The organism is Streptomyces sp. NPDC049970 (assembly GCF_040660235.1).
GTDB lineage: Bacteria > Actinomycetota > Actinomycetes > Streptomycetales > Streptomycetaceae > Streptomyces.
Genome location: NZ_JBFALP010000028.1, coordinates 21,850 through 47,893 on the forward strand (window position 1 = coordinate 21,850; position 26,044 = coordinate 47,893).

The window sequence follows — 26,044 nt, forward strand, 5'->3', positions numbered from 1 at the left end:
GCGCGGCGCGCGGTCGCGGACCGTCCGTCACGCCAGCCGTTCCACCACCCGGAACCGCTCGGCCACGATCATCGTCCCGTCGTCCACGGTGAACAGCGGGTCCCCCAGCGCCTCCCGCATCTCCTCGCCGTGCCAGAACTCCTCGTGTCCCGCCCGCCACTCGGCGACCGAGGCGTACCCCTCGCCCTCGTCGAGTGCGTGCCGCAGGTCCACCGATCCCAGTGGCAGCACCCGTACCTCCGTCAGCTCGACCACCGCCACCTCCCGGCCCCCGGAATCGATGAGCGCGGACCGTTCACCCACGGGCGGCAGTTCCTCGCGCTCCACCTCGTACTCCACGAGCAGGCCGGACGTGGAGACCTTCTCGCCCGAGAGCACCGCCGCGACCAACCGGTCGCGCAGCGGGCCGGGGAAGGCGAGGAGGAGGGGTTTGAGGGGTTCGCGGCTCTCCATGGCGGCAGTGTGGCACGCGTCACCTCACCCCCACCCGCCACTCCCGTGACCGGGCCGCGAACTGCGCGAACGGGTCGGAGCACGTCCCGCAGAGGTCAACTGTGTGCGAATTAAACCAAGTTGGGAGACGTCCGCCCTTGACTCGCAGCGTTGCCTAACGCTTTGCTGTGCGCGATCGTTTGCTCGCACACAGCATCGATATGTGCTGGTGTCATGTCGAAGTGGAAAAGGAAGCCTGCGGATGTCTCCGCCTCCGCCGCCCCTGGGCCGCTCCCGTCGCAGGGGCGGGCGCTTCGACCGAATCTTCGACCCGGCCCTCGACGACACCGAACTCGTCAGCGTACGAGGCCAGTTCACCCAGGGCCGCTGGCCCCGCGCCCGTGCCCTGCTCGTCGCCACCGGCACCGACTGGGACCGCAGGGGCCACCGCGTCCTCGCCCTCGCCGCCGTCCCGTCCGCCACCGGCTGGGCCCGCGACTGGCTGCTCGCCGAACCGGGCAGCCCCGACGCCACCACGCTCCTCGCCTGCGCCGCCGTCGCCCGCGCCCAGCGCCCCGAAGCCGGTACCGGCGAGCGCGACAGGGCCCGCGAGGCATGCCTCGCCGCGGCGGCACTGGATCCGGCCGACCCCACGCCCTGGCTCGGAATGATGGCGCTGGAACGCACCCACGGAACCCAGGAGGGAGCCGCCCGGCACTTCGAGGAGATCCGGGCCCGCCACCCGGAGCACCACCAGGCCCACCACCTCATGACGGCCGGTATCGCCGAGGCCCGCCCCGAGAGCGACCCGCTCCACGAGGTGTACGACTTCGCCGCCTGGGCCGCCGAACAGGCCCCCGCGGACTCGCCGCTGGCGGTCCTTCCCGTCGTCGCCCACGCCGAGCGCTACCGCGTCCTCGTCGCCGCCGGGGCCCTGCCGGACGATCCCGCCGGATCCGGCCACTGGACCGGACGCCGGGCCCGGCAGGTGATGAAGGCCGCCTTCGACTGGTGGCTCGAATGGGAACGGGAGGACCACCCCCGCCACCGCGCCGACCTCAACTTCCTCGCCCACGCGAAGATCTGCGAGGGCCGCCCCGCCGAGGCGGCGGCCCTCTTCCACCGCATCGGCAGCCACGCGACCGAGGCCCCCTGGTCGTACTCCGGCCGAGACGCGTACCCCGAGTTCCTCGCCGCGCGCACCTACGCGCTCGGCTCCCCGTGATGCAGGCAGCTCTCAACGAAGGGACCACCCCCGCGATGTCGACGGGCAGACCAGACACGAGCGAGACCGCCACCCGGAGTGCCGACGACACCGGAGGGATCAACACCTACAAGGGCGAGGAGCGCGCCCTGCGCGCCGACCGCCTCGGCACCCCCGGCCTGCTCCTGTCGGTCCTCGCAGCCAGCGCCCCGCTGATGGTGGTCGCGGGCGTGATGCCCACCGTCTTCGGCGTGATGGGCGTCGTCGGACAGCCCCTGCTCTACGTCATCCTCGGCATCGTCCTGATGCTGTTCGGTGTCGGCTACGCGGAGATGAGCCGGCACGTCCACAACGCCGGCGCCTTCTACGCGTACATCGCGCGCGGCCTCGGCCCGACCGCCGGAGCGGGCGCCTCGCTCGTCGCGCTGGTCGCCTACAGCGCCATGCAGGTCGGCATCTACGGAATCCTCGGCTTCGAGGTCTCCGGCCTCTTCGCCACCTACCTCGGCACCGACCTCCACTGGTGGATCCCGGCCCTCGTCTCCGTGGCCGTCGTCGGCGTACTCGGCTGGCTGAAGATCGACCTCAACGCCAAGGTGCTCGGCGTACTCCTCGTCGTCGAGTGCGCCCTCGTGGTGATCTTCGACATCGCCGCCGTCGGCAAGCCCGGACCCGAGGGCCTGTCCCTGCACGCGTTCAACCCGGAGACGCTCACCGGAGCCGGCCTGGGCACCGCGCTCTGCTTCTGCATCGCCGCATTCGTCGGCTTCGAGCAGGCCCCGGTGTACGCCGAGGAGACCAGCCGCCCGCAGATCGTCGTCTCGCGCGTGATGTTCCTCGCCGTCGGCTACGCCGCGCTCTTCCTCGCCGTCAGCTCCTGGGCCCTGACCGTCGCAGCCGGTCCGTCCTCGATCGCGGACACCTCCCTCAAGGAGGGCCCCGGCATGCTCTTCGGCCTCACCGAGGAGCGCCTCGGCGCCACCTTCACCGACGTCCTGCACGTCCTGTTCGTCACCGGCATGTTCGCCGCGCTGCTCAGCTTCCACAACGTCGTCGCCCGCTACGCGTTCGCCATGGGCCGCGAAGGGCTGCTGCCCGCCGGATTCGGCCGCACCAACAAGGCGAGCGGCGCTCCCGCCACCGGGTCCGTGCTCCAGTCCGCGCTCTCCGTCGTCGTCGTGCTGGCCTTCGCCCTCACCGACGACAACCCGGTCGGCGACCCCACCGCGCCCGTCCTGCACCTCTTCACCTGGATGGGCAACGTCGGCGCGCTCGGCGTCATCGTGCTGATGGCCGCGGCCTCCTTCGCCGTCATCGCGTTCTTCGTACGCCGCGGAGCCGGCCGGGCGCAGGCCCCCCGGCTCGTCGCCTCGGCACTCGCGGGTGTCGCGCTGCTCGCCATCGCGGTCTTCACGGTCAGGGACTTCGACGTGCTCGTCGGCTCAGGGCCCGGCTCCACGCTGAACTGGGTGCTGCCCGGCGTCATCCTCCTGGCTCTGGCCTGCGGCCTCGCCCTGGGTGCCGTGCTGCGCCGCACCCGGCCCGACGTCCACGCGAGGATCGGTCTCGGCAACGAGGCCTTCCAGCTGGAGAAGGCCGCGGAGGGCGGGCCCGACGGTCCGCGCTGACCCGCACCTCCCCGACCGGACTTCCTTACCGAAGCATGACGTGTGCCCGTGGCCCTTGGTGACCGAGGGCCGCGGGTGTTCGAATGGGCGGGTGAACAGTCCCCCTCCCGACAACACCGGGTCCCCTCCCGACCCCGGCGGCCCGTCCCCGGAGACCGGCGGCACCCCCGTCGGCCGCCGTCTGGTCCTGGCCATGCTGGGCCTCGGCGCCGCCGGGGTCGTCGCCGCCCCCGCACTCCAGCGCGCACTGGAGAACGGCCTGGGCGCCGTCGCCGACAAGGACCCCACCGGACTGACCGGACTGCTCCCCAACGGCGGCGGCTTCCGCTACTACTCGGTGGCCACCTCCGTACCCAGGAGGACCGCCGCCGACTACCGCCTCACGGTGGACGGCCTGGTCGACCGCCCGGCCACGTACACGCTCGACTCCCTCGCAGCGCTGCCGCAGACCCGCGTCGTCCGCGACGTCCAGTGCGTCACCGGGTGGAGGGTGCCCAAGACCCCGTTCGAGGGGGTCGGGCTCTCGGCACTGCTGGACGCAGCCGGTGTACGGCCCGGTGCCAAGGCCGTCCGCTTCACCTGCTTCGACGGCGCGTACAGCGAGAGCCTCACCCTGGAGCAGGCCCGCCGCGCCGACGTGCTCGTGGCGACGCGCATGCGGGACGAGCCACTGGCCCACGCGCACGGCGGGCCCGTGCGCCTGTACGTCGCCCCCATGTACTTCTACAAGTCCGCGAAATGGCTGTCCGGGATCACCGTCACCGATTCCGTGCGCCCCGGCTACTGGGAGGAGCTCGGCTATGACGTCGACGCCTGGGTCGGCCGGTCCAACGGCCGCGACGACGCCCCCACCGTCTGAACCCGCCCCGAGGATGCGACGGTTCACCACCGCCGAGCGCTGGGTGCACCGCACCACCGCCTGGCTGGTGCTGCTGTGCGTCGCCACGGCCGCCTGCCTGTACGTCCCGCAGCTCGCGGAACTCGTCGGCCGCCGACGCCTCGTGGTCACCCTGCACGAGTGGTCCGGGCTGCTCGTCCCCGTACCGCTGCTCGCGGGGCTCCTCTCCCGGGCGCTGCGCGCCGACCTCTCCCGGCTCAACCGGTTCGCACCGCACGACCGGCTGTGGCTGCGGGCCGCGCTGCGCCGCGACCACACCCCCGGATCGCGGCCGGCCGGGAAGTTCAACGCGGGCCAGAAGCTCTACGCCTCCTGGATCGCGGGCGCCGTGCTCGTGATGCTCGGCACCGGACTGCTGATGTGGTTCACCGGCCTCGCGCCGCTGGTGTGGCGCACGGGCGCGACGTTCGTCCACGACTGGCTGGCCCTCGCGGTCGGCATCGTGGTGGCCGCGCACATCGCGAAGGCGCTCGCCGACCCGGAGGCGCGCCGTGGCATGCGCACCGGGTCGGTCGAGCGCCCGTGGGCCCGTTCCGAGCACCCGCTGTGGCGGCAGCCGGACGAACGGACCGCTGAGACGACGGACCGCTGAGACGACGGACCGCCGGGGCCGCTAGAGCACCAGCGACAGCAGCAGGATGAAGACCAGCGAGACGACGGAGATGATCGTCTCCATCACCGACCAGGTCTTGACGGTCTGGCCGACGCTCATCCCGAAGTACTCCTTCACCAGCCAGAATCCCGCGTCGTTGACGTGGCTGAAGAAGAGCGAGCCCGCACCGACCGCGAGGACGAGCAGCGCCGCGTGCGGGGTCGACATGTCGGCCGCCAGCGGGGCGACCAGACCGGCTGCCGAGATGGTGGCCACGGTGGCCGAACCCGTCGCCAGACGGATCGCCACGGCGATCAGCCAGCCGAGCAGCAGGGCGGGTATGGACCAGTTCTCGGAGAACTCCAGGATCATCCGGCCGACGCCGGCGTCGATCAGCGTCGTCTTGAATCCGCCGCCCGCGCCGACGATCATCAGTACGCCCGCGATCGGGGCGAGGGACTTCTCGACGGTCGTGGCGAGCCGCGCCCTGGTGAAGCCCGCGGCCCGGCCCAGTGTGAACATGCCGACGACCACGGCCGCGAGGAGTGCGATCAGCGGCGATCCGACCACGTCGGCTATCCGCTGGACGTGGTGCTCCGGGTCGTCCACGACGATGTCGACGAGGGCCTTGCCCAGCATCAGCACCACGGGCAGCAGCACGGTGAACAGCGTGGCACCGAAGCCCGGACGGCGGTCCAGCTCCTCGGAGGGGCGCTGGGGGATCATGTTCTCCGGCGCCTTGATGTCCACCCAGCGGGCGGCGTACCGGGAGAAGACCGGGCCCGCGATGACCACGGTCGGTACGGCGACGAGCACACCGAGGGCCAGTGTGACGCCGAGGTCGGCGTCGAGGGCGTCGATCGCTACCAGCGGGCCGGGGTGCGGGGGGATCAGCCCGTGCATGACCGAGAGGCCGGCGAGCGCCGGGATGCCGATCCGCATCAGGGAGAAGTTGCCGCGCTTGGCGACCAGCAGCACCACCGGGATCAGCAGCACGATGCCGACCTCGAAGAAGAGCGGCAGGCCGATGATCGACGCGATCAGCACCATCGCCCAGGGCATGGCCCGTCGGCTCGCCTTCGCGAGGATCGTGTCGACGATCTGGTCGGCGCCGCCCGAGTCGGCGAGCAGCTTGCCCAGGATCGCGCCGAGCGCGATCAGCACGCCGACGCTGGCGACGGTCGAGCCGAGACCCGTCGTGAAACTGGTGATCGTCTTGTCCAGCGGCGCACCGGCGAAGGCGCCCAGCGCCAGCGAACCGATGGTCAGCGCCAGGAATGCGTGCATCCTGAACCGGGTGATGAGCAGAACGATGACGGCTATGCCCGCCAGTACGGCGATGCCCAACTGAGCGTTGCCGGCCGAAGTGATCGGTTCGACGGCATCCGCTGCCAGCATCTCGACACTGAGACCTGTCACGGTGATGATCCTCAGCTCTCGAGCCGGCGCAGCGCGGCGACGGCCCGTTCGGTGATTTCCTCGGGCGTGCCGGACACGTCGACCGACACCCCGGCCTCGTCCTCCTGCAGCGGCTGGAGGGTGGCGAACTGGGAGTCGAGCAGCGCGGTCGGCATGAAGTGGCCCTTGCGGTCCGCCATGCGGCGTTCGACGAGCGCCCGGTCGCCGGTCAGATGCAGGAAGACGGCGCCAGGCGCCCCCGCCCGCAGCCGGTCGCGGTAGACGCGCTTGAGCGCCGAACTGCTGACGACTCCGCCGAGCCCCGCCCGGCCGTGCGCCCACTGCCCGATGGCGTCCAGCCACGGTCGGCGGTCGTCGTCGTCGAGCGGGGTGCCGGCGGACATCTTGGCGATGTTGGCGGGCGGGTGGAAGTCGTCGCCCTCGGCGTAGGGAACGCCGAGTCGGGCTGCGAGCAGGGGGCCGATCGTGGTCTTGCCGGTCCCTGCCACGCCCATCACCACGACGACGTGGGGGGTGCTCATTGGTGCCTCGCTGTCTTCGTCGACATCGGTTCGTCGCGCTACTGAAACGCATTACATACGACTTATTCAAGGGGCTGTGACATAAACGTCGTACTTTTCGGGAGTGTGGGAGGCGCCGTAGGCTGATGGGCATGACCACACAGAGCCAGGGGCTGCATACACATGTGCTGGACGCCCTCGGCCTGGAGATCGCGGCGGGGGACTGCCCGCCCGGCAGGGTCCTGCGCACCGACGAACTCGCCCAGCGCTTCGACGTCTCACGCACCGTGGTGCGCGAGGTCGTCCGGGTCCTGGAGTCCATGCACCTGGTCGAGTCCCGGCGCCGGGTCGGAGTGACGGTGCGGCCCACCGAGGAGTGGAACGTCTACGACCCCCAGGTCATCCGCTGGCGGCTGGCCGGCGCCGACCGGCCCCGGCAGCTGCGGTCCCTCACCGTGCTGCGGTCCGCGGTCGAGCCCGTGGCCGCGGGCCTCGCGGCCCGCAACGCCACGGCCGAGCAGTGCGCGGCCCTCACGGAGTGCGCGCTCGGCATGGTCGCCACCTCGCGCGGCCGGCAGCTGGAGGGCTACCTCCGGCACGACGTCGCCTTCCACCGCATCGTGCTCGACGCCTCCGGCAACGAGATGTTCGCGCGGCTCGGCGACGTCGTCGCCGAGGTCCTCGCGGGGCGCACGCACCACCAGGTGATGTTCGAGGACCCCGATCCCGCCGCCGTCACGCTCCATGTGCGGGTCGCCGAGGCCGTACGCGAGGGCGACGCCGCGGCCGCCGAGCGGCTGACCAAGGAGATCGCGGTCGGCGCGCTGCGCGAACTGGACGTACTCGCCCCTTGAGCGGGCCCGCGTCCGGGTACGGTGGTCGGGTTCGATCTTTCGAGGTACGGGGCAGTTCGGGATGGGAGACCACGGCATGGCGCAGCAGGTACAAGGGGTCATCGCACCGGGGAAGAACGAGCCCGTGCGCGTCGAGACGATCCTCGTGCCGGACCCGGGCCCCGGTGAGGCCGTGGTCAAGATCCAGGCGTGCGGCGTCTGCCACACCGACCTGCACTACAAGCAGGGCGGCATCAACGACGACTTCCCGTTCCTCCTCGGCCACGAGGCCGCCGGGGTCGTCGAGTCCGTCGGCGACGGCGTCACCGACGTCGCACCCGGCGACTTCGTCGTCCTCAACTGGCGTGCCGTGTGCGGCCAGTGCCGCGCCTGTCTGCGTGGACGCCCGTGGTACTGCTTCGACACCCACAACGCCAAGCAGAAGATGACCCTGCTGGACGGTACCGAGCTGTCCCCGGCACTCGGCATCGGCGCCTTCGCCGAGAAGACCCTCGTCGCCTCCGGCCAGTGCACCAAGGTCGACCCCGAGGTCTCCCCGGCCGTCGCCGGTCTCCTCGGCTGCGGAGTGATGGCGGGAATCGGTGCCGCGATCAACACCGGCCAGGTCGGACGCGGTGACTCCGTCGCCGTCATCGGCTGCGGCGGAGTCGGGGACGCGGCCGTCGCGGGCGCCAGGCTCGCCGGAGCGGCGAAGATCATCGCGGTCGACATCGACGACCGCAAGCTGGAGACGGCGAAGAAGATGGGCGCGACCCACACCGTCAACTCCCGCTCCGGTGACCCCGTCGAGGCGATCCGCGCGCTCACCGACGGCAACGGCGCGGACGTCGTCATCGAGGCGGTCGGCCACCCGGAGACGTACAGGCAGGCCTTCTACGCCCGCGACCTCGCCGGCACGGTCGTCCTCGTCGGCGTACCCACGCCCGAGATGCGGCTCGAACTCCCGCTCCTCGACGTGTTCGGCCGCGGAGGCTCGCTCAAGTCCTCCTGGTACGGCGACTGCCTGCCCTCCCGCGACTTCCCCATGCTCATCGACCTCCACCAGCAGGGCCGCCTCGACCTCGGCGCCTTCGTCACCGAGACCATCGGACTCGGGGACATCGAGCAGGCCTTCGGCCGGATGCACGACGGCGACGTCCTGCGCTCGGTGGTGGTCCTCTGATGGCCGCCCGCATCGACCACCTGGTCACCTCCGGCACCTTCGCCCTGGACGGCGGCGAGTGGGACGTCGACAACAACGTCTGGATCGTCGGTGACGACACCGAGGCCGTCGTCATCGACGCCGCCCACGACGCAGCCGCCATCGAGGCCGCACTCGGCGGCCGAACGCTGCGCGCCATCATCTGCACCCACGCGCACAACGACCACATCGACGCGGCCCCCGCCCTGGCCGACGCGACCGGGGCGCCGATCCTGTTGCACCCCGACGACCTGCCGCTGTGGCAGCAGACCCACCCGGACCGTGCACCGGACGCCGAACTGGCCGACGGCCAGGTACTGGAGGTCGCCGGAACCCGGCTGACGGTCCTGCACACCCCGGGACACGCGCCCGGCGCCGTGTGCCTCCACGCCCCCGGGCTGGACACCGTCTTCACCGGTGACACGCTCTTCCAGGGCGGGCCCGGAGCCACCGGACGGTCCTTCTCCCACTTCCCGACGATCATCGACTCGATCAGGGACCGGCTGTTCGCCCTTCCGCCGGAGACCGAGGTCCGCACCGGGCACGGCGACTCGACCACCATCGGCGCGGAGGCGCCGCGGCTGGACGAGTGGATCGCCCGGGGGCACTGACGGGCCGCCTCAGTCCACGCCCGGCCACGCGGCGAGCCGCAGACCGCTCTCGAAGCGGTGCGGCTCGCCCGTGACCGGGTCGGTGAACTCCAGCACCCGCGCGAGCAGTTGCAGCGGACGCCCGAAGTCCCCCGGCCCCGGGTCGGGTTCCACCACCGGATAGACCGGATCGTTCACCAGGGGCAGCCCCAGCGAGTTCATGTGGACCCGCAGCTGATGGGTGCGGCCGGTCGCGGGCAGCAGCCGGTACCGGCCGAGTCCGTCGCGGTGCTCCAGCAGTCCGACGCGGCTCTCGCTGTTGGCCGTACCCGGCTCCTCACGTGCCGCGATCACACCGCGCTCCTTCACGATGCGGCTGCGCACCGTGCGCGGGAGCGTGAGCCCGGGGTCGTACGCCGCCACCGCCTCGTACTCCTTGCGCACCAGGCGGTCCCGGAACAGCGTCTGGTACGCGCCTCTGTCGCCGGCCCGTACGACGCAGAGCACCAGGCCCGCCGTCAGCCGGTCGAGCCGGTGCGCGGGCTGTAGCTCCGGCAGCCCGAGCTCGTCGCGCAGCCGCGCGACCAGGGTCTGGGTGACGTGCCGGCCGCGCGGAGTGGTGCTGAGGAAGTGCGGTTTGTCCGCGATCACCAAGCGTTCGTCGCGGTGGACGACACCCACCGGGAAAGGCACGCGCACCTCGGGGGCGAAGTCCCGGTGGAACCAGAGGTACCGCCCGGCCGTGTACGGCTCGCCCGCCCCGGCCGGGACGCCGTCCGCCCCGACGAAGCACCCGTCGGCCAGCATCGCCCGGACCCGCCCGGCGCCGACCGCTCCCGCGAACCGGTCCAGCAGATGGTCCCCGAGCGTGGGCCAGGCCCCGCCCGGGTCGGCGGGGAGCCGCACCCGCACCGCGTCGACGCCCGCGCGCTGGGGGAGCGGAGCGGCAGGGGGCCTCGCCCGTCCTCGCATCGCACAGTTCCTTGTCGCCGCAGGGTTCCCGGAACGGACGGGCGGAGCCCGGCCGTGACCCCAGCCGCGGGGTCCGGTACGGGAAACGCGAAAACCCCCAGGGCGACCTGGGGGTTTTCCACTTGTGTCCGAGGGGGGACTTGAACCCCCACGCCCGATAAAGGGCACTAGCACCTCAAGCTAGCGCGTCTGCCATTCCGCCACCCGGACCGGGTGTGCCGTCCCGGGCCTGCCCGTTCCGACGTGGAAAACCATAGCAAACATTCGGGGGTGCTCGATCACGCCCGGGGGCTTGTGAAAGGCGCATGACGAGGAGCGGGCGGCCTTGGGTGTGCGTGGCGGGCGCGGGAGGATGGGAGGGAGTACCACCGCGACAGTGGAAGGAACCAGCGTGAGCGAGACCAACACGGCCCGGGCCGGCATCGGCGAGACCGCCGAGAACGAGGTCGTGGACCTCTGTCGTGACCTGATCCGCATCGACACCAGCAACTACGGGGACCACTCCGGCCCCGGTGAGCGGGCCGCCGCCGAGTACATCGCGGAGAAGCTCGCGGAGGTCGGGCTGGAGCCCGAGATCTTCGAGTCCCACAAGGGCCGGGCCTCCACCGTCGCCCGGATCGAGGGCGAGGACCCCTCCCGGCCCGCGCTGCTGATCCACGGGCACACCGACGTCGTGCCGGCCAACGCCGCCGACTGGACGCACGACCCGTTCTCCGGGGAGATCGCGGACGGCTGCGTGTGGGGCCGCGGCGCGGTCGACATGAAGGACATGGACGCCATGACCCTCGCGGTCGTACGCGACCGGATGCGCAGCGGCCGCAAGCCCCCGCGCGACATCGTGCTCGCCTTCCTCGCCGACGAGGAGGCCGGCGGTACGTACGGTGCGCGCCACCTCGTCGACAACCACCGCGATCTCTTCGACGGCGTCACCGAGGCGATCGGCGAGGTCGGCGGCTTCTCCTTCACCGTCAACGAGAACCTGCGTCTCTACCTGGTGGAGACGGCCGAGAAGGGCATGCACTGGATGCGGCTCACCGTGGACGGCACCGCCGGCCACGGTTCGATGACCAACGACGACAACGCCATCACCGAACTCTGCGAGGCCGTCGGCCGGCTCGGCCGCCACAAGTGGCCGGTCAGGGTGACCAAGACCGTACGGTCCTTCCTCGACGAACTGTCCGACGCGCTGGGCACCCCGCTCGACCCGGAGGACATGGAGGCGACGCTCGCCAAGCTGGGCGGCATCGCCAAGATGATCGGCGCGACCCTGCGGAACTCCGCCGCCCCCACCATGCTCGGCGCCGGCTACAAGGTGAACGTCATCCCGGGACAGGCCACCGCCCATGTCGACGGACGCTTCCTGCCGGGCTTCGAGGACGAGTTCCTGACCGATCTCGACCGGATCCTCGGTCCGCGTGTGAAGCGCGAGGACGTGCACGGCGACAAGGCGCTGGAGACCAGCTTCGACGGGTCCCTCGTGGACGCCATGCAGATCGCGCTCAAGGCCGAGGACCCGATCGCGCGTGCCGTTCCCTACATGCTCTCCGGCGGCACGGACGCGAAGTCCTTCGACGACCTGGGCATCCGCTGCTTCGGGTTCGCCCCGCTGAAGCTGCCGCCGGAGCTGGACTTCGCCGGGATGTTCCACGGCGTGGACGAGCGGGTTCCGGTGGAGGGCCTTACCTTCGGCGCGCGGGTGCTGGACCGCTTCATCGACCACTCCTGACGCTCGCGTCCGCCCAATTCGCCAGCCTGTACGTATCTCACCGGAAAGGGTGAAAGGGGCCGCGCACTCGTAGCCCCTTCACCCCCTCCTCGTTACAAGTGATGCGGTCCGCGGCTGGGACCGCACTTGTCAACACAGGAGGAATAATGATCAAGAAGGTCGTCGCAATCGCGGCTGCTACCGGTGGTCTCGTGCTCGCTGGTGCGGGTATGGCTTCCGCCGACGCCGGTGCCCAGGGTGCCGCCATCGGCAGCCCCGGCGTGCTCTCGGGCAACGTCGTCCAGGTTCCGGTTCACGTTCCGGTGAACGTGTGCGGCAACACGGTCTCCGTGATCGGGCTGCTGAACCCCGCCTTCGGCAACACCTGCGTCAACGCGTGACGATGCGCGTCAACCCGTGAGGGTTTGAGTCCGGTCGGCCCCGGAGTGCGCGCCATGCACTCCGGGGCCGCTGGACATTCGGCCCCGCACGGTTGTGTCGGGGCATTTCGTTAGGCAGAAGGCAGGAAAGCAACCTATGCGACAGGTCACACGCAAAGGCCTGATCACCATGGCGGCGGCGGGCGGAGTGCTCGCTCTCGGTGGCGGCTACGCGCACGCCGACGCCGGCGCGGCCGGCGCCGCCTCCCACTCACCCGGAGTGCTCTCCGGGAACTCGATCCAGGTCCCGATCGACGTCCCCGTCAACGTGTGCGGAAACTCCGCGGACGTCGGCGGTCTGCTCAATCCCACGAGCGGAAACGACTGCGGGAACGGATCCGGAAACGGATCCTCGAATTCCGGGCACTCGCGCACCGACGACGGAGGTCCCGCGTCCGGTCACGGTTCCGGTGACCGGGCGTCCGGGCACCAGGACACCCGGCACGGCGGCGAAGGCACGGGAAGGCACCGTGCCGGCGGCACCTCCGCCCAGGCCGTGACCAGCGGCTCGCCGGGGATCCTCTCCGGCAACCAGGTGCAGGCGCCGGTCGAGATCCCCGTGAACCTCTGCGGCAACAGCGTCACCGTCGGCGGGCTGCTGAACCCGGTCTTCGGGAACCACTGCGAGAACGACACCGAGGCAGTCCCGCCCCCCGTCGTTCCGCAGACCCCCGAGACCCCCGGGAAGCCGGTCACCCCGGACAGCCCCCGTGCTCCCGAGCCCCAGCTCGTGGCGGGTGAGCAGCTCGCTCACACCGGTGCCGGCGGCCTCGGCATGCTGATCCCGGCCGGCGCGGGCATGCTGCTCGCGGGTGCGGGCACGGTCATGTACCGGCGGTCGCGCAGCGCCGCGTAACACCGGCGCGACAACCGGTGCGACGAGCGGGTTCCGCACAGGCGGAACCCGCTCGATGTCACCAGGTGGGCCGGAGCTGGCGGATGATCCTGCGGCGCAGCCGCACCCGGCGGCTCCCGTCACGCCGCAGCGTCAACCGGTCCAACTCCCAGTGCCCGTACTCGGCGTGGTCGGTCAGCAGGCGGGCCGCTTCGTTACGGGAGACCCCGCGCGGCACGTACACGTCGACAAATTCGTATTCCGGCATCGCATCTATTGTGCGGGCAGACCCCCGGTACGGATAGCGTCTGCCCCATGTCTGATGCTGCGCAGCCCACCGCTGCCGAGGTACGCGCCGCCGCCGATGCAGTCAAAACCGCGCTCGACCGCCACCTCCAGGCCGTCGAACGCCGTACCGGGGACGACGACCCCGCCGTCTTCGACGCCTTCAACGCCCTGGCCGCCGCGGCCGAGGTGTACGACGAACTGCTGTACGACCGCTACGACGAGGTCACCCCCTTCGAGATCCCCGGCGCGGAGGACTCCCTCCCGCCGTACGAGGGCCCCGAGGAGCCGCACGCCCTCAGCGTGCTGATCAGGCGGGACTACGCGGTGGCGCAGCCCGCGCGGCTGCTCGCCCAGGCACAGAGGCTCGCCGACCTCGACCCGGAGGGGCACGAAGGCGACGGTGCGCCGGTCGTCGCGGGGGGCGTGCACGCCGCGCTGGGCGTGCTCTTCGGCGAGTACGAGGCGGACGAGATCGCTTCCCGGCACACGGAGTTCGGCCTGGAGGAGGGGGACTCCACCCTCTGGGTCACGGCGGTGGAGGAGCTCCCGGAACCGGGGGAGTGGCTCGGTGCGCCGTTCGAGGACGCCGATCCCGCACTGGTGGTGTGCCGGTTCGACGCCAGCTCCGTCTTCGACGACGACGAACCGGACGTCGAGCCGGGCGGCGTCGTCCGGGAACGCGCCTGACCGCACGGCACGACGGCTCCGGTGCGCGGCGCACCGGAGCCGTCGGCGTGACCGGGGCCTGGTTCCGGCTGCACCGGCGACACCGGCCGATGCCCTGAACGATCGCTCGTGGGGCAACCCCGGCCGACCCGGCATGTCCGGTCCTGCGCGTCCGGCTCGGATCCGCAGGGCCCCGCCCCTGGCACCGCACCGGCGTGCGGTGGTGCACGATCCGCGCGCGACGCCTGACGGGACGCCTCAGGCGTCCGGGGTGGGCAGCGCCTCCAGCAGGGGACGCAGCCGGGTCGTCCGTTCCTGGGCGGGAATCCCGGCCACCGCCCGCGGCAGCGCCTGGTCCACGCCGTGGACCACGGACAGGTGCCGTTCACCCCGGCTGAACGCGGTGTACACCCACGGCCTGCTGAGCCCGCCCGCGGCGTCACCCGGCAGCACGACGACGGCGGCGGGCCACCGCGTCCCCGCCGCCTGGTGCGCGCTGAGCGCCCAGCCGTGGCGCACCGAGGTCTCCACCAGGTCCTGCGGTACGACCACCGGTGTGCCGGAGCAGTCCAGGTGCAGGCCCTCGGCGTCGGCCGACACGACCGAGCCGGGCACGGCCCTGCCGGGCGCCGGCACGTGGACCACACGGTCGCCGGGGTCGAAGCCCCCGAAGCGGCCCGGACCCGGATTCAGCCGCTGCTTCAGCGCCGCGTTCAGTGCCGTCGTACCCGCCGAGCCGCCGTGCCCGACAGTGATCACCTGCGTGTCGGAGGAGGGTACGCCGATGGCGCGCGGGACCGAGTCCGCGACCAGCTGCACCGTGCGGTGGACCGCCTCGCCCGAGTCGCGGACGGGCACGATCACCACTTCCCTGCCCGGCGCCTCGACCTGGGCGAGTTCACCGATGCCGATGCCCGAGACCAGCTCGCCGATCGGTCCCGGATCGGGCGTACGCGAGACCACGTGCGGACAGGCGCGCGCCGCGATCACGTCCGCGAACACCCGGCCGGCTCCGGCGGATCCGAGTACCCCCGGATCTCCGCTCAGTACGAGCCTGGTCCCGTCGGCGAGGGACTCCACCAGCATCGCGGCCGTCTCCACGTCGAGCTGCGGTGCGTCCAGGACGACCAGCAGGTCGACGGCGAGCGCGCCGTCCGCGTCCCGCCCGGGGCCGCTCCCGCCGGACAGCAGACCGGAGAGCGTGACGGCGGCCCTGTCGTCGCCGACGGCGGCCGCCAGCCTGCTCAGCCCGTCGACGGTATGGGTGGTTCCGACGGCACGCAGGCCGAGCCCGAGCGCCGCGGCGACGAGGGCCGCGGGCTCGGCCCTGGCGCTCTCGCCCCCGCTGTGCGCGACCAGGCCGGCGGTCGCGGCGGTCCGGATCAGCTCGGCGGCCGACGGGGACGCGGCACCGGCAGCGGCCTCCGCCCAGTCGGCACCCTTCTCGCAGGAGTTGACCAGCCGGGCCAGACCGTCTGCGAGGCTCTCCTCGGCCAGGGCGTACCTGTCGAGCCCGAGCAGGACGCGCACCGGCTCCTGGTCCCCTCCGGAGGCGTCCTCCGCGGTCTCCGACGCGTCCTCCGGCGGCGCGGCCGTGTCCTCCCCCTCGGAGCCCTCGACACCGTCCTGGAAGACCAGCACGACGCCCTCCGCCACGGCGTGCTGGACGGCCGCGTCGGCGTCGGCCACCGCGAACCCGGACAGCGCCTCACGCACCTCGGACGCGTCCAGCGCGGTATGACCTCGCAGGGCCGCCCGCTCCAGCAGCCAGCCGACGAGTGCCGCCGTGCGCCGCTGGTCGTCGGGGCCGCACTCCGCGCCCAGCAGCGCCCGCGCGAAGCCGTCCGCCTGCTCGGGGCGTACAGCCGGCACGGACAGCAGCTGCCACGGATCCTCCCGCAGGAGGCCGGCGGCCTGCTCCCCGAGCGTCGCGGCCGCGGGGCGGGCCAGGGCCTCGGGGGCCCCGCCCTCGGCGAGCACCGCCGCTACCGAGGCGGCGGCCTCGGGGGACGTGCCGCGCGCCGTGGGCCGCTCGGGCGCCGGGGACGGGCGAGTGGGCGCGGAGGCGGCCGCCGGGGCCGCCCGGCGGGGCGCGGGCGCCGAGGCCGGCGAGTCGAAGAACGCGGTGCCCGGCTTCTCGCCGCTCTCCACGGCGCGCACGGCCGCGAGCAGATCGGCGGCGGGCCCGCTCAGTTTCGCCCCCGCTGTGACAGTGCCTTCCTTCTCGGCCTTGCGCTGCTCGATCCGCTGCCGGAGCTCGCGCTGTGCGGCCAGCTCCGCCTCGGCCTCCGACAGTTCGGGGGTCTTCGGCGCCTGTTCGGTGTCCTGCGCGGCCCCGGAGCCGGTCCCGGCCTCCGTGGCCCCGGCGCCCTCCACGACCTGTGCGGCGCCGGCCTCCTGCGGGGTCTCCGGACCATCCGCGGTCCCGGCGGCGTCCCCCTCGGGTGTGCCGGGCACGGCGGCGGCCTCTTCGCCCACGACCTCGCGGTCCTCGTCGTTCTCGGCCGCGGGGTCCGGGGATTCTCCCCGGGGAAGCGCAGTCACAGCGTGCTCCAGTCCTGGTCGGGATAGCGGTGCACGGGCGCCGACACGTCGTCGAGCGCCTGGCAGATCTCGTCAGGAAGACTAAGCGCCTCCACCGACAACGCCTCCGTCAGCTGCCGCGCGTTGCGCGCGCCGACGACCGGGGCCACCACCCCGGGCCGGTCCCGCACCCAGGCGAGTGCGACCTTGAGCGGCGTCGTGGCGAGGCCGTCGGCGGCGGTGGCCACCGCGTCCACGATCCGGCCCGCGGCCTCGTCGAGGTACGGCTCGACGAAGGGAGCCAGCAGCTCCGACGCGCCGCGTGAGTCGGACGGCGTACCGGTGCGGTACTTGCCGGTCAGCACCCCGCGGCCCAGGGGCGACGACGGCAGCAGTCCCACCCCGAGGTCCAGCGCCGCCGGCAGCACCTCCCGTTCGACCCCGCGCTGCAGCAGCGAGTACTCCATCTGGGTGCACGCCAGCCGGGTGCGCAGGCCGGGCGCGGCGAGCTGCCAGGTCGCTGCCTTGGCCAGTTGCCAGCCGCTGAAGTTGGACACCCCCGCGTACCGCACGCGCCCCGACGACACCGCGAGGTCCATGGCCTGGAGGGTCTCCTCCAGCGGGGTCGAGGGATCGAAGGCGTGGATCTGCCACAGATCGACGTAGTCCGTCCCGAGCCGCCGCAGGGACGCGTCCAGCGCGGCGAGCAGATGCCCGCGCGAGCCGTCGGAGCGGCGGTAAGGATCGGGCACGCTGCCCGCCTTGGTCGCGACGACCAGGTCCTGCCGCGGCACCAGGCTGTCCAGGAACCGCCCCAGGACGTACTCGGCCTCACCGCCGCCGTACACGTCGGCGGTGTCGACGAGGGTGCCGCCCGCGTCCCAGAAGGCCTTGAGCTGGTCGGCGGCGTCGTGCTCGTCGGTGTCCCGGCCCCAGGTGAGGGTGCCCAGCCCCATACGGGACACACGAAGGCCGGTTCGGCCGAGATGCCTCTGCTCCATGGGCGCTGAGATTACTGGCCAAGGCCCCACCGGGTGGAAGCCTGTGGACAACCGGACGTCCGGCCGGCGCCCCTGCCGCATCAGGGCCCTGCGCGCTAGAGTCCCGGACACAGGAACGTTACTGATCAGTAGAGGGAGCGTGGCTATGCGGCTCGGCATCAATCTCGGTTACTGGGGGGCGGGTATGGACGACGACAACCTCGCCGTCGCCCAGGAGGCCGACCGGCTCGGCTACGACGTCTGCTGGGCCGCCGAGGCCTACGGTTCCGATGTGCCGACCGTGCTGGCCTGGGTCGCCGCCCGGACCGAGTCCATCGACGTCGGCTCCGCCATCATGCAGATCCCGGCCCGCCAGCCCGCGATGACGGCCATGACCGCGGCCACGCTCGACTCCCTCTCCGGGGGCCGCTTCCGGCTGGGGCTCGGTGTGTCGGGCCCGCAGGTCTCGGAGGGCTGGTACGGCGTCAAGTTCGACAAGCCGCTGGCCCGCACCCGCGAGTACGTCGAGATCGTGCGCAAGGCCATGTCCCGCGAGCGGCTGACCTACGAGGGCGAGCACTGGACGCTGCCCCTGCCGGACGGCCCCGGCAAGCCCATCAAGCTGACCGTCCACCCCGAGCGCGAGCGCATCCCGCTGTACATCGCCGCGATCGGCCCGAAGAACCTGGAGCAGACCGGCGAGATCGCCGACGGCGCCCTCCTGATCTTCCCGTCCGCCGAGCACATCGAGGAGACCGCGCTGAAGCACCTGCGGGCCGGACGGGAGAAGGCCGGAAAGACGATGGACGGCTTCGACGTCTGCCCGACCCTGCCGCTTGCGGTCGGCGACGACGTCAACGGCCTCGCCGACATGTTCCGCCCCTACACGGCTCTCTACGTCGGCGGCATGGGCAGCCGCAAGCAGAACTTCTACAACCAGCTCGCCCAGCGCATGGGGTACGAGAAGGAAGCGGCCGAGATCCAGGACAAGTACCTGGCCGGGGACAAGGCCGGCGCGGCGGCGGCCGTCCCGCACCGGCTGATCGACCAGACCACGCTGCTCGGCTCGGTGGAGCGGATCGCCGACCGGATGCGGGCGTACGCGGAGGCGGGTGTCACCACGCTGACGCTGGCCCCGGCCGGCTTCACGCGCGACGAGCGCCTCGCGGCCCTGCGGGCGGGCACCGACGCCCTGGAGCTCTCCGGCGTCGCCGCCTAGCCGGCGCAGGGCCGGAGAGCGGGCACTACGGCCGTGGTGGGGGCTCGGGGGGCCTCCCCGCCACGGCCGGCACAGGGCACAACGCGCCGCACCCGCCCCCGGTCACGCCCGGGGACTCCCCAGGGGCCGCCCGGCCGGTCCGGGCGGCCCCGTTCGGCCCCGCCCGGGTCCTGCTCGTGTTGCCTGCCGGCCCGTACCGACTTTGACTGTTCCTCTGAGGACACCGGTACGAAGGGTGGCAGTGATGCTCTCGGCAAAGAGTCTGTTCCAGGAGATCCTCGACGACGACGAGTCGTTCCGGCTGTTCTGCTCGATCGCTGCCGGCGGTGAGTCGCAGGGCGGCTGGGAGAACGGGCGCATCGCCGCCCTGGTGCCCACCGGACTGCGTGAGCTGGCTCCCAAGGTCGCCCGGCACGGCGCCGACGAGGACAAGCACGGCCGCATCTTCAACGCCCTGCTGAAGCAGCGCGGACTGCGGCCCGTGCCGGTGCCGTACGAGACCGACTACACCCTCCTGCTGGAGCGCCACGGCATCGGCCTCGCCCACGACCGGCTCAGCGGCGAGGAGCCGCTCACCGAGCGGGACATCATTGTCTACCTGGCCCACAGCAGGGTCACCGAGCAGCGGGCGTCCGAGCAGATGCGGCTGCTGCTCCGGCACTTCTCCGACCACCCCGTGCTCGGCCGCGCCGTCAGGATGATCTCGCGGGACGAGGACAACCACCTCGCGTACTGCCACGAGGAACTCCTGCGCTTCGCCCGGGCCGGACACGGCCGGACCATCCAGTCGGTCCTGCGCGAGTGCGCACGGGCCGAGATCAGGGTCTACCGGGACGTCAGCCTCGCCGTCATGGCCCACATGGGCGAGGTGCTGCGCTGGTCACGCGTCAGGGGAGCGGTGCTGGCGGCCGGCATCCACGCGATGTACGCCTACGAGTGGCTGGTGGGGTGGCGGCGGATGGTGAGCCTCCGCCAGCCCGCGCTGCGCGACGCGCTCGGCACCCCCGCGGCCCCGGAGACCGAGTTCGCCTGAGGCCCTCGGCCGGTCCGGACGGTCTACATCCAGCCGCGGCGCTTGAACAGGCGGTACAGGCCGAAGACGGCCACGCCCATCAACGCGATCACCGCCGGGTACGTCCACACCTGGTCGAGCTCCGGCATGTGCTCGAAGTTCATTCCGTAGATGCCCGCCACCATGGTCGGCACCGCGGCCATCGCGGCCCACGCCGAGATCTTCCTCATGTCGTCGTTCTGCCGTACCCCCACCTGGGCCAGGTGCGCCGAGAGAATGTCCGAGAGCAGCCGGTCCAGGCCCTCCACATGCTCGACGGCGCGGGTCAGGTGGTCGTTCACGTCCCGGAAGAACGGCTGGGAGCCGGTGTCCACGAACGGCACACCCGCGCTCGACAGCCGCGCCATCGGCGCGCTCAGCGGGTTGGTGGCCCTGCGGAACTCCAGCACCTGCCGCTTGAAGGTGTAGATGGCCGCGGCGGTGTTCGTGGTGTCCCGGGAGCCGGTCGGCGCGAACACCTGGGCCTCCAGCCCCTCCAGGTCCATCTGGAGCTCGGCCGCGACCTCGATGTAGTGGTCCACGACCGCGTCGCTGACCGCGTACAGCACCGACGTCGGACCGTGCCTGAGGACCTCCGGCTCGGCCTCCAACCGGCTCCGCACGGCCGCCAGGGGCGCGCCCTCCCCGTGCCGCACAGTGACCACGAACGAGTCGCCTATGAAGAGCATCAGCTCCCCGGCGCTGACCGTGTCGCTCTCGTGCTCGTAGACCACCGGCTTGATGACCACGAACAGGGAGTCGTCGTAGATCTCCAGCTTGGGCCGCTGATGGGCGCGCAGGGCGTCCTCGACCGCCAGTGGATGCAGGCCGAACTCGCTGGTGACATGCTCGAACTCGGCCTCCGTCGGCTCGTGCAGCCCGATCCAGACGAACGCGTCCCCGGTGGCCCGCGCCTCGTCCAGGGCATCGGAGAAGTCGGCGGGACCATCGGTCCTGCGCCCGTCCCGGTAAATTCCGCAGTCGACGATCACGCGCGGCATTCTTCCCCGCCCGCGCTCTTCCACGCACCTTTACGCTGGCAGGCATGCCCACGCTCATCCTCGTACGCCATGGACGCTCCACCGCCAACACCGCCGGAGTCCTCGCCGGGCGGACCCCGGGGGTCTCCCTCGACGAACGCGGCGCCGCCCAGGCCGCCGCACTTCCCGGCAGGCTGTCGGCCATCGCCCTGGCGGCGGCCGTCAGCAGTCCCCTGCAGCGCTGCCGCGAGACCCTCCAGCCGCTGCTCGACAGCCGCCCCGGCCTCGTGCCGCAGACCGAGGACCGGATCAGCGAGTGCGACTACGGTGAGTGGTCGGGGCGCAAACTCGCCGAGCTCTCCGACGAACCGTTGATGAAGGTCGTGCAGCAGCACCCGTCGGCCGCGGCGTTCCCCGGCGGCGAGTCCATGCGGGCCATGCAGGCACGCGCCGTCGAGGCGGTGCGGGACTGGAACACCCGTATCGAGGCGGAGCACGGCGAGGACGCCACCTACGTGATGTGCTCGCACGGGGACATCATCAAGGCGATCGTCGCCGACGCGCTCGGCATGCACCTGGACCTCTTCCAGCGCATCCACGCCGACCCGTGCTCGGTCACCGCGATCCGCTACACGCGGCTGCGCCCCTTCCTCCTCCGGCTCGGCGACACCGGCGACTTCGCCTCCCTCGCCCCCCGGGAACAGGCCGTCGGGGCCGACGCGGCGGGGGAGACGACCACCGATGCGGCCGTAGGGGGCGGCGCTGGGGCGCCGTGATCGCTCCGCGCAGTAGGGTGGACGCGCCGTAGCGGCCACGCGGGGCATCCCGCGGGGCCGCTCAGGGCCCACCCCCATTCGTCACCACTTCAAGGGAGACAGGACGTGTCCCGTCAGGTGTTCCTCTACGACCCCCCGGACCGTTTCGTGGCCGGTACGGTCGGGCTGCCTGGCCGCCGTACGTTTTTCCTGCAGGCATCCTCGACGGGGCGGGTCACGAGCGTGGCCCTGGAGAAGACCCAGGTTGCCGCGTTGGCCGAACGGATCGACGAACTCCTCGACGAGGTCGTCCGGCGGACCGGCGGCAGCTCACCCGTGCCGGCCGTCGCACCCACGGACGTCGCCGACACCGCACCGCTGGACGCCCCCGTCGAGGAGGAGTTCAGGGTCGGCACGATGGCCCTCGCCTGGGACGGCGACGAACAGCGCATGATCGTCGAGGCGCAGGCCCTCGTCGAGTTGGACGCCGACTCCGACGACGACCTCGCCGAGGCGGAGGAAAGGCTCCTGCAGGACGAGGAGAACGGCCCGCCCATGCTGCGCGTCCGGCTGAGCGGCGCGCAGGCGCGCGCCTTCGCCAAACGCGCCCTGGACGTCGTGAACGCGGGCCGCCCGCCCTGCCCGCTGTGCAGCCTGCCACTGGACCCGGAAGGACACGTATGCCCGCGCCAGAACGGATACCGTCGCGGGGCCTGACGGAGGCCGGGCTGCGCACCCTGCTCGCCGAGGGGGAGATCACGGTCCTCGGACAGGTCAGGGGCGCGTCGAACGCGGTTCTCCACTGCGCGGTGGCGCACGAGGGCGAGGAGCGCACCTGCGTCTACAAGCCGGTCGCCGGCGAACAGCCGCTGTGGGACTTCCCCGACGGGACGCTCGCCCAGCGGGAGGTCGCGGCGTACGAGGTCTCCGAGGCCACCGGATGGGGACTCGTGCCCCCCACGGTGCTGCGTGAGGGCCCCTACGGCGAGGGGATGTGCCAGCTGTGGATCGAGGCGGAGGAGACCGCCGGCGGCGACGGCGCCGCGTACGGACTGCCGCCGCTGCTCGCCCTGGTCGAGGCGGAGGAGCCCGGCGACGGCTGGAAGGCGGTGGGCTTCGCCGAGGTGGGGGAGGGCCGGACCGCGCTGCTGGTCCACGCGGACGATCCACGGCTCCGGAGGCTCGCCGTCCTGGACGCGGTGATCAACAACGGTGACCGCAAGGGCGGGCACCTGCTGCCCGCGCCGGGCGGCCGGCTGTACGGCATCGACCACGGGGTCACCTTCAACGCGGACGACAAGCTTCGGACGCTGCTGTGGGGTTGGGCGGGCGAACCGCTGACCGAGGACGCCGTCGAGGTGCTCGGCCGGCTCTCCGCGGAGCTGGAACCCGGCACGCCGCTCGCCACCCGGTTGGCGGAACTGATCACGGCCGTGGAACTCGATGCCCTGCGAGCCCGGGTCGAGGGGCTGCGCAGCTCCGGTCGCCACCCGCGGCCGAGCGGCGACTGGCCCGCGATCCCCTGGCCCCCGGTCTGACGGCGGCGGGCCTCCGGGGCCCGCACGGCCGGACGGCGGCCCACGCCCCGTCCGGCGGACGCGGCGGTCCGCGAAGGGCCGCAGTACGGCCGGGGCCCTTCGCGCAAGACCGCCTCTTCGGCCACGATCCGCCATCCGGTTCGTATCCGGAAGCATCGTCCGGTTACGCTCATGACATGCATGCCTGGCCCGCTTCTGAGGTCCCCGCCCTGCCTGGCAAGGGCCGCGACCTTCGGATCCACGACACCGCGACCGGCGGACGGATCACCCTTGACCCCGGTCCCGTCGCCCGCATCTATGTCTGCGGCATCACGCCGTACGACGCGACCCACATGGGTCATGCGGCGACCTACAACGCGTTCGACCTCGTCCAGCGCGTGTGGCTCGACACCAAGCGGCAGGTCCACTACGTCCAGAACGTGACCGACGTGGATGACCCGCTGCTGGAGCGGGCCGTCCGCGACGGCGAGGACTGGACCGAGCTCGCGGAGCGCGAGACGGCTCTCTTCCGGGAGGACATGACCGCTCTGCGCATGCTTCCCCCGAAGCACTACATCGGTGCGGTGGAGGCGATACCCGGCATCGTCCCGCTCGTCGAACGGCTCCGCGACGCCGGTGCCGCCTACGAACTCGACGGTGACGTGTACTTCTCCGTCGACTGCGACCCCCACTTCGGCGAGGTCTCCGGCCTCGACGCCGAGGCCATGCGGCTGCTCTCCGCCGAGCGCGGAGGCGACCCGGAGCGTCCCGGCAAGAAGAACCCGCTCGACCCGATGCTCTGGATGGCGGCCCGCGAGGGCGAGCCGAGCTGGGACGGCGGCACCCTCGGCCGCGGCCGTCCGGGCTGGCACATCGAGTGCGTCGCCATCGCGCTGGACCACCTCGGCATGACCTTCGACGTCCAGGGCGGCGGTTCCGACCTGGCCTTCCCGCACCACGAGATGGGCGCTTCGCACGCCCAGGTGCTGACGGGCGAGCACCCGTTCGCCCGTGCCTACGTGCACGCCGGCATGGTCGGCCTCGACGGCGAGAAGATGTCCAAGTCCAAGGGCAACCTCGTCTTCGTGTCGGCGCTGCGCCGGGCCGACGTGGACCCCGCCGCGATCAGGCTCGCCCTGCTCGCGCACCACTACCGGTCCGACTGGGAGTGGACCGACCAGGTCCTGCCCGAGGCCGTCGAGCGGCTCGCGCGGTGGCGGGCAGCCGTCTCCCGGCCCGACGGGCCCGCCGCGGACGCCCTGATCGAACAGATCCGCGAGGCCCTCGCCGACGACCTCGACACCCCGACGGCGCTCGCCGCGGTGGACCGGTGGGTGGCGCTCCAGGAGGAGCAGGGCGGCACGGACACCGGCGCCCCCGGCCTGGTCTCCCGCGCCGTGGACGCGCTGCTCGGCGTGGCGCTGTGACCGTCCGGGACGCCTGACGGACGCAGGACGAAGGGGCGGTGCGCCGAGCGCACCGCCCCTTCGGCGTCGTACGGGCCCGCTCAGTCCTCCGAGGCGCCGGAGGAGTCGTCCGGGGTGTCCGGGGTGTCCGAGGTGCCGGGAGAGTCCCCGCCGCCCGCGTCGGCGGTGCGGCCGGTGTCCGTCGTCTCCGGCTTCGGTGCTCGGGGCGGCCGGGTGCGCTCACCCGGGGTGTCCCGCAGGAACGAGCCGCTCTCGCCGCCGTCCGCCGTGGCATGCCCGCCGGAGGCCGCCGGACCGGCGCTGTCACGGCGCCGCAGATACCGCTCGAACTCGCGGGCGATCGCCTCGCCCGAGGCCTCCGGCAGCTCCGCGGTGTCCCGCGCCTGCTCCAGGGTCTGCACGTACTCGGCGACCTCGCTGTCCTCCGCGGCCAGCTGGTCCACGCCCAGCTGCCAGGCGCGTGCGTCCTCCGGCAGCTCGCCGAGCGGGATGCGCAGGTCCAGCAGGTCCTCGAGACGGTTGAGCAGGGCCAGGGTGGCTTTCGGGTTGGGCGGCTGCGACACGTAGTGCGGGACGGCCGCCCACAGGGACACCGCCGGGACACCGGCGTGCGTGCAGGCCTCCTGCAGCACCCCGACGATGCCCGTCGGCCCCTCGTACTTGGTCTCCTCCAGATCCATCCGCCGGGCCAGATCCGCGTTGGACGTGGTCCCGCTGATCGGCACGGGCCGGGTGTGCGGGGTGTCCCCGAGCAGCGCGCCCAGGATGACCACCAGCTCCACGCCCAGCTCGTGCGCGAAGCCCAGCAGCTCGTTGCAGAACGAGCGCCAGCGCATCGACGGTTCGATGCCGCGAACCAGCACCAGGTCCCGCGGCTTGTCGCCGCCGACCCGCACCACCGACAGCCGTGTCGTCGGCCACGTGATCTTGCGCACACCGCCGTCCATGAACACCGTGGGGCGGTTGACCTGGAAGTCGTAGTAGTCCTCGGCGTCCAGCGCCGCGAACACCTCGCCCTTCCATTCCCGCTCCAGGTGCGCGACCGCGGTGGAGGCGGCGTCGCCGGCATCGTTCCAGCCCTCGAACGCGGCCACCATGACCGGGTCGATCAGCTCGGGAACCCCCTCGAGCTCGATCACCCAGTGCCTCCTTCCGACGTGCCCTCGCCTGACCCACCAACCTTACGGCGTGTCGCGGGGGCGCCCGCACCCCCTTGCCCGGGGGAGTGAACGCATCACTGCCCCGTCCACGCCGCCCGGACACCCGCGGCCGCCGCCGGGGCGCGGTGCGCACACCGGGCGGGACGGTCCCGGCCGGCAGCGGGATGCCCCCGGGTACGACGGCGGCGGGGCGGCTCCCCGCGTACCGGGCGCCGCCCCGTGCTCGATC

Annotated in this window: 26 protein-coding genes and 1 tRNA gene; 17 read left to right on the top strand and 10 right to left on the bottom strand. The window is 72.3% G+C overall.

The annotated features are described in order from the left end of the window. Positions 1–27: 27 nt before the first annotated feature. On the bottom strand, positions 28–453 hold the full coding sequence (locus AB0I83_RS29925; RefSeq protein ID WP_363306860.1) for an ASCH domain-containing protein: 426 nt from the start codon (positions 451–453) through the stop codon (positions 28–30). A 241-nt stretch (positions 454–694) separates the two neighbouring features. Between AB0I83_RS29925 and AB0I83_RS29930 the strand changes: the two genes are divergently transcribed. The 4 genes from AB0I83_RS29930 to AB0I83_RS29945 all read left to right on the top strand — a co-directional run bounded on the left by AB0I83_RS29930 (position 695) and on the right by AB0I83_RS29945 (position 4,754). Beyond that, a complete protein-coding gene (locus AB0I83_RS29930; protein ID WP_363306861.1) occupies positions 695–1,657 on the top strand; it encodes a hypothetical protein in 963 nt (320 codons plus the stop codon). Between the two features lie 35 nt (positions 1,658–1,692). Then, positions 1,693–3,264 (top strand): APC family permease, encoded by a 1,572-nt coding sequence (locus AB0I83_RS29935; RefSeq protein ID WP_363306875.1) that lies wholly within the window; start codon positions 1,693–1,695, stop codon positions 3,262–3,264. A gap of 193 nt (positions 3,265–3,457) precedes the next feature. Continuing rightward, entirely contained in the window at positions 3,458–4,123 is a 666-nt protein-coding gene (locus AB0I83_RS29940; RefSeq protein ID WP_356536678.1) for a molybdopterin-dependent oxidoreductase, read from the top strand. A 13-nt stretch (positions 4,124–4,136) separates the two neighbouring features. Continuing rightward, positions 4,137–4,754 (top strand): cytochrome b/b6 domain-containing protein, encoded by a 618-nt coding sequence (locus AB0I83_RS29945; RefSeq protein WP_363306862.1) that lies wholly within the window; start codon positions 4,137–4,139, stop codon positions 4,752–4,754. Between the two features lie 21 nt (positions 4,755–4,775). Here AB0I83_RS29945 and AB0I83_RS29950 read toward each other — a convergent pair whose 3' ends face one another. Beyond that, positions 4,776–6,173: a gluconate:H+ symporter gene (locus AB0I83_RS29950; RefSeq protein WP_363306863.1), complete on the bottom strand. Its 1,398-nt coding sequence runs from the start codon at positions 6,171–6,173 to the stop codon at positions 4,776–4,778. An 11-nt stretch (positions 6,174–6,184) separates the two neighbouring features. Beyond that, positions 6,185–6,694, bottom strand: coding sequence for a gluconokinase (locus tag AB0I83_RS29955; protein WP_356843663.1), 510 nt, complete (start codon positions 6,692–6,694; stop codon positions 6,185–6,187). A gap of 131 nt (positions 6,695–6,825) precedes the next feature. Between AB0I83_RS29955 and AB0I83_RS29960 the strand changes: the two genes are divergently transcribed. The 3 genes from AB0I83_RS29960 (at position 6,826) to AB0I83_RS29970 (ending at position 9,318) form a co-directional block, all read left to right on the top strand. Further along, positions 6,826–7,527: an FCD domain-containing protein gene (locus tag AB0I83_RS29960; protein WP_356536630.1), complete on the top strand. Its 702-nt coding sequence runs from the start codon at positions 6,826–6,828 to the stop codon at positions 7,525–7,527. Between the two features lie 76 nt (positions 7,528–7,603). Then, complete coding sequence (locus tag AB0I83_RS29965) at positions 7,604–8,689, top strand: S-(hydroxymethyl)mycothiol dehydrogenase (RefSeq protein WP_363306864.1); 1,086 nt, start codon at positions 7,604–7,606, stop codon at positions 8,687–8,689. After that, complete coding sequence (locus tag AB0I83_RS29970; protein WP_363306865.1) at positions 8,689–9,318, top strand: MBL fold metallo-hydrolase; 630 nt, start codon at positions 8,689–8,691, stop codon at positions 9,316–9,318. The genes AB0I83_RS29965 and AB0I83_RS29970 overlap by 1 nt, the downstream gene beginning before the upstream one ends. A gap of 9 nt (positions 9,319–9,327) precedes the next feature. Here the strand turns inward: AB0I83_RS29970 and AB0I83_RS29975 are convergent, their stop codons facing one another. Further along, on the bottom strand, positions 9,328–10,269 hold the full coding sequence (locus AB0I83_RS29975) for a pseudouridine synthase (protein WP_363306866.1): 942 nt from the start codon (positions 10,267–10,269) through the stop codon (positions 9,328–9,330). A 125-nt stretch (positions 10,270–10,394) separates the two neighbouring features. Then, positions 10,395–10,479, bottom strand: a tRNA-Leu gene (locus AB0I83_RS29980). A gap of 181 nt (positions 10,480–10,660) precedes the next feature. On the opposite strand from AB0I83_RS29980, the gene AB0I83_RS29985 reads away from it, so the two are divergent. From AB0I83_RS29985 to AB0I83_RS29995, 3 genes are all read left to right on the top strand, one after another. Continuing rightward, a complete protein-coding gene (locus AB0I83_RS29985) occupies positions 10,661–11,995 on the top strand; it encodes a M20/M25/M40 family metallo-hydrolase (protein ID WP_356536623.1) in 1,335 nt (444 codons plus the stop codon). Between the two features lie 146 nt (positions 11,996–12,141). Continuing rightward, positions 12,142–12,375, top strand: a complete 234-nt coding sequence (gene chpH / locus AB0I83_RS29990; protein ID WP_031099530.1) for a chaplin ChpH — start codon at positions 12,142–12,144, stop codon at positions 12,373–12,375. A 136-nt stretch (positions 12,376–12,511) separates the two neighbouring features. Then, entirely contained in the window at positions 12,512–13,270 is a 759-nt protein-coding gene (locus AB0I83_RS29995) for a chaplin (protein ID WP_363306867.1), read from the top strand. A gap of 58 nt (positions 13,271–13,328) precedes the next feature. Here the strand turns inward: AB0I83_RS29995 and AB0I83_RS30000 are convergent, their stop codons facing one another. Continuing rightward, a complete protein-coding gene (locus tag AB0I83_RS30000; RefSeq protein ID WP_356536619.1) occupies positions 13,329–13,517 on the bottom strand; it encodes a DUF5703 family protein in 189 nt (62 codons plus the stop codon). A 47-nt stretch (positions 13,518–13,564) separates the two neighbouring features. Here AB0I83_RS30000 and AB0I83_RS30005 point away from each other — a divergent pair, with 47 nt between their 5' ends. After that, positions 13,565–14,224 carry a hypothetical protein gene (locus AB0I83_RS30005; protein ID WP_363306868.1) on the top strand — a complete coding sequence of 220 codons (660 nt, stop codon included), beginning with the start codon at positions 13,565–13,567 and terminating at the stop codon, positions 14,222–14,224. A 237-nt stretch (positions 14,225–14,461) separates the two neighbouring features. Here the strand turns inward: AB0I83_RS30005 and AB0I83_RS30010 are convergent, their stop codons facing one another. Further along, the gene (locus AB0I83_RS30010; protein ID WP_363306869.1) at positions 14,462–16,747 is read right to left on the bottom strand and encodes a helix-hairpin-helix domain-containing protein; all 2,286 of its coding nucleotides are present in this window, start codon (positions 16,745–16,747) and stop codon (positions 14,462–14,464) included. Next, positions 16,744–17,727, bottom strand: coding sequence for an aldo/keto reductase (locus AB0I83_RS30015; RefSeq protein WP_356536615.1), 984 nt, complete (start codon positions 17,725–17,727; stop codon positions 16,744–16,746). Before AB0I83_RS30015 ends, AB0I83_RS30010 begins: the two co-directional genes overlap by 4 nt. A 145-nt stretch (positions 17,728–17,872) precedes the next feature. Here AB0I83_RS30015 and AB0I83_RS30020 point away from each other — a divergent pair, with 145 nt between their 5' ends. Then, a complete protein-coding gene (locus AB0I83_RS30020) occupies positions 17,873–18,925 on the top strand; it encodes an LLM class F420-dependent oxidoreductase (protein ID WP_363306870.1) in 1,053 nt (350 codons plus the stop codon). A gap of 244 nt (positions 18,926–19,169) precedes the next feature. Beyond that, positions 19,170–19,958, top strand: coding sequence for a ferritin-like domain-containing protein (locus AB0I83_RS30025; RefSeq protein ID WP_363306871.1), 789 nt, complete (start codon positions 19,170–19,172; stop codon positions 19,956–19,958). A gap of 23 nt (positions 19,959–19,981) precedes the next feature. On the opposite strand, the gene AB0I83_RS30030 is transcribed toward AB0I83_RS30025, so the two are convergent. Beyond that, on the bottom strand, positions 19,982–20,977 hold the full coding sequence (locus AB0I83_RS30030) for a magnesium and cobalt transport protein CorA (protein WP_356536610.1): 996 nt from the start codon (positions 20,975–20,977) through the stop codon (positions 19,982–19,984). Between the two features lie 44 nt (positions 20,978–21,021). Here AB0I83_RS30030 and AB0I83_RS30035 point away from each other — a divergent pair, with 44 nt between their 5' ends. The 4 genes from AB0I83_RS30035 (at position 21,022) to mshC (ending at position 24,655) form a co-directional block, all read left to right on the top strand. Beyond that, on the top strand, positions 21,022–21,732 hold the full coding sequence (locus tag AB0I83_RS30035; RefSeq protein WP_363306872.1) for a histidine phosphatase family protein: 711 nt from the start codon (positions 21,022–21,024) through the stop codon (positions 21,730–21,732). A gap of 105 nt (positions 21,733–21,837) precedes the next feature. Further along, positions 21,838–22,428, top strand: a complete 591-nt coding sequence (locus AB0I83_RS30040; protein ID WP_356536606.1) for a DUF3090 domain-containing protein — start codon at positions 21,838–21,840, stop codon at positions 22,426–22,428. Then, a complete protein-coding gene (locus AB0I83_RS30045; RefSeq protein WP_363306873.1) occupies positions 22,392–23,249 on the top strand; it encodes an SCO1664 family protein in 858 nt (285 codons plus the stop codon). The genes AB0I83_RS30040 and AB0I83_RS30045 overlap by 37 nt, the downstream gene beginning before the upstream one ends. Before the next feature lie 176 nt (positions 23,250–23,425). Then, positions 23,426–24,655: a cysteine--1-D-myo-inosityl 2-amino-2-deoxy-alpha-D-glucopyranoside ligase gene (mshC, locus tag AB0I83_RS30050; RefSeq protein WP_363306874.1), complete on the top strand. Its 1,230-nt coding sequence runs from the start codon at positions 23,426–23,428 to the stop codon at positions 24,653–24,655. Between the two features lie 80 nt (positions 24,656–24,735). Here mshC and AB0I83_RS30055 read toward each other — a convergent pair whose 3' ends face one another. Continuing rightward, on the bottom strand, positions 24,736–25,794 hold the full coding sequence (locus tag AB0I83_RS30055) for a PAC2 family protein (RefSeq protein ID WP_125500620.1): 1,059 nt from the start codon (positions 25,792–25,794) through the stop codon (positions 24,736–24,738). Positions 25,795–26,044: the final 250 nt, after the last annotated feature.

Coding starts and splice junctions, on each gene's coding strand:
- AB0I83_RS30015 (WP_356536615.1), bottom strand. CDS start 17,727: ATGGAGCAGAGGCATCTCGGCCGAACCGGCCTTCGTGTGTCCCGTATG.
- chpH (WP_031099530.1), top strand. CDS start 12,142: ATGATCAAGAAGGTCGTCGCAATCGCGGCTGCTACCGGTGGTCTCGTG.
- mshC (WP_363306874.1), top strand. CDS start 23,426: ATGCATGCCTGGCCCGCTTCTGAGGTCCCCGCCCTGCCTGGCAAGGGC.
- AB0I83_RS30030 (WP_356536610.1), bottom strand. CDS start 20,977: ATGCCGCGCGTGATCGTCGACTGCGGAATTTACCGGGACGGGCGCAGG.
- AB0I83_RS29995 (WP_363306867.1), top strand. CDS start 12,512: ATGCGACAGGTCACACGCAAAGGCCTGATCACCATGGCGGCGGCGGGC.
- AB0I83_RS30025 (WP_363306871.1), top strand. CDS start 19,170: ATGCTCTCGGCAAAGAGTCTGTTCCAGGAGATCCTCGACGACGACGAG.
- AB0I83_RS29955 (WP_356843663.1), bottom strand. CDS start 6,694: ATGAGCACCCCCCACGTCGTCGTGGTGATGGGCGTGGCAGGGACCGGC.
- AB0I83_RS30005 (WP_363306868.1), top strand. CDS start 13,565: ATGTCTGATGCTGCGCAGCCCACCGCTGCCGAGGTACGCGCCGCCGCC.
- AB0I83_RS30035 (WP_363306872.1), top strand. CDS start 21,022: ATGCCCACGCTCATCCTCGTACGCCATGGACGCTCCACCGCCAACACC.
- AB0I83_RS30020 (WP_363306870.1), top strand. CDS start 17,873: ATGCGGCTCGGCATCAATCTCGGTTACTGGGGGGCGGGTATGGACGAC.
- AB0I83_RS29925 (WP_363306860.1), bottom strand. CDS start 453: ATGGAGAGCCGCGAACCCCTCAAACCCCTCCTCCTCGCCTTCCCCGGC.
- AB0I83_RS29965 (WP_363306864.1), top strand. CDS start 7,604: ATGGCGCAGCAGGTACAAGGGGTCATCGCACCGGGGAAGAACGAGCCC.
- AB0I83_RS30000 (WP_356536619.1), bottom strand. CDS start 13,517: ATGCCGGAATACGAATTTGTCGACGTGTACGTGCCGCGCGGGGTCTCC.
- AB0I83_RS30045 (WP_363306873.1), top strand. CDS start 22,392: ATGCCCGCGCCAGAACGGATACCGTCGCGGGGCCTGACGGAGGCCGGG.
- AB0I83_RS29975 (WP_363306866.1), bottom strand. CDS start 10,269: ATGCGAGGACGGGCGAGGCCCCCTGCCGCTCCGCTCCCCCAGCGCGCG.
- AB0I83_RS29930 (WP_363306861.1), top strand. CDS start 695: ATGTCTCCGCCTCCGCCGCCCCTGGGCCGCTCCCGTCGCAGGGGCGGG.
- AB0I83_RS29945 (WP_363306862.1), top strand. CDS start 4,137: ATGCGACGGTTCACCACCGCCGAGCGCTGGGTGCACCGCACCACCGCC.
- AB0I83_RS29960 (WP_356536630.1), top strand. CDS start 6,826: ATGACCACACAGAGCCAGGGGCTGCATACACATGTGCTGGACGCCCTC.
- AB0I83_RS29970 (WP_363306865.1), top strand. CDS start 8,689: ATGGCCGCCCGCATCGACCACCTGGTCACCTCCGGCACCTTCGCCCTG.
- AB0I83_RS29940 (WP_356536678.1), top strand. CDS start 3,458: ATGCTGGGCCTCGGCGCCGCCGGGGTCGTCGCCGCCCCCGCACTCCAG.
- AB0I83_RS29935 (WP_363306875.1), top strand. CDS start 1,693: ATGTCGACGGGCAGACCAGACACGAGCGAGACCGCCACCCGGAGTGCC.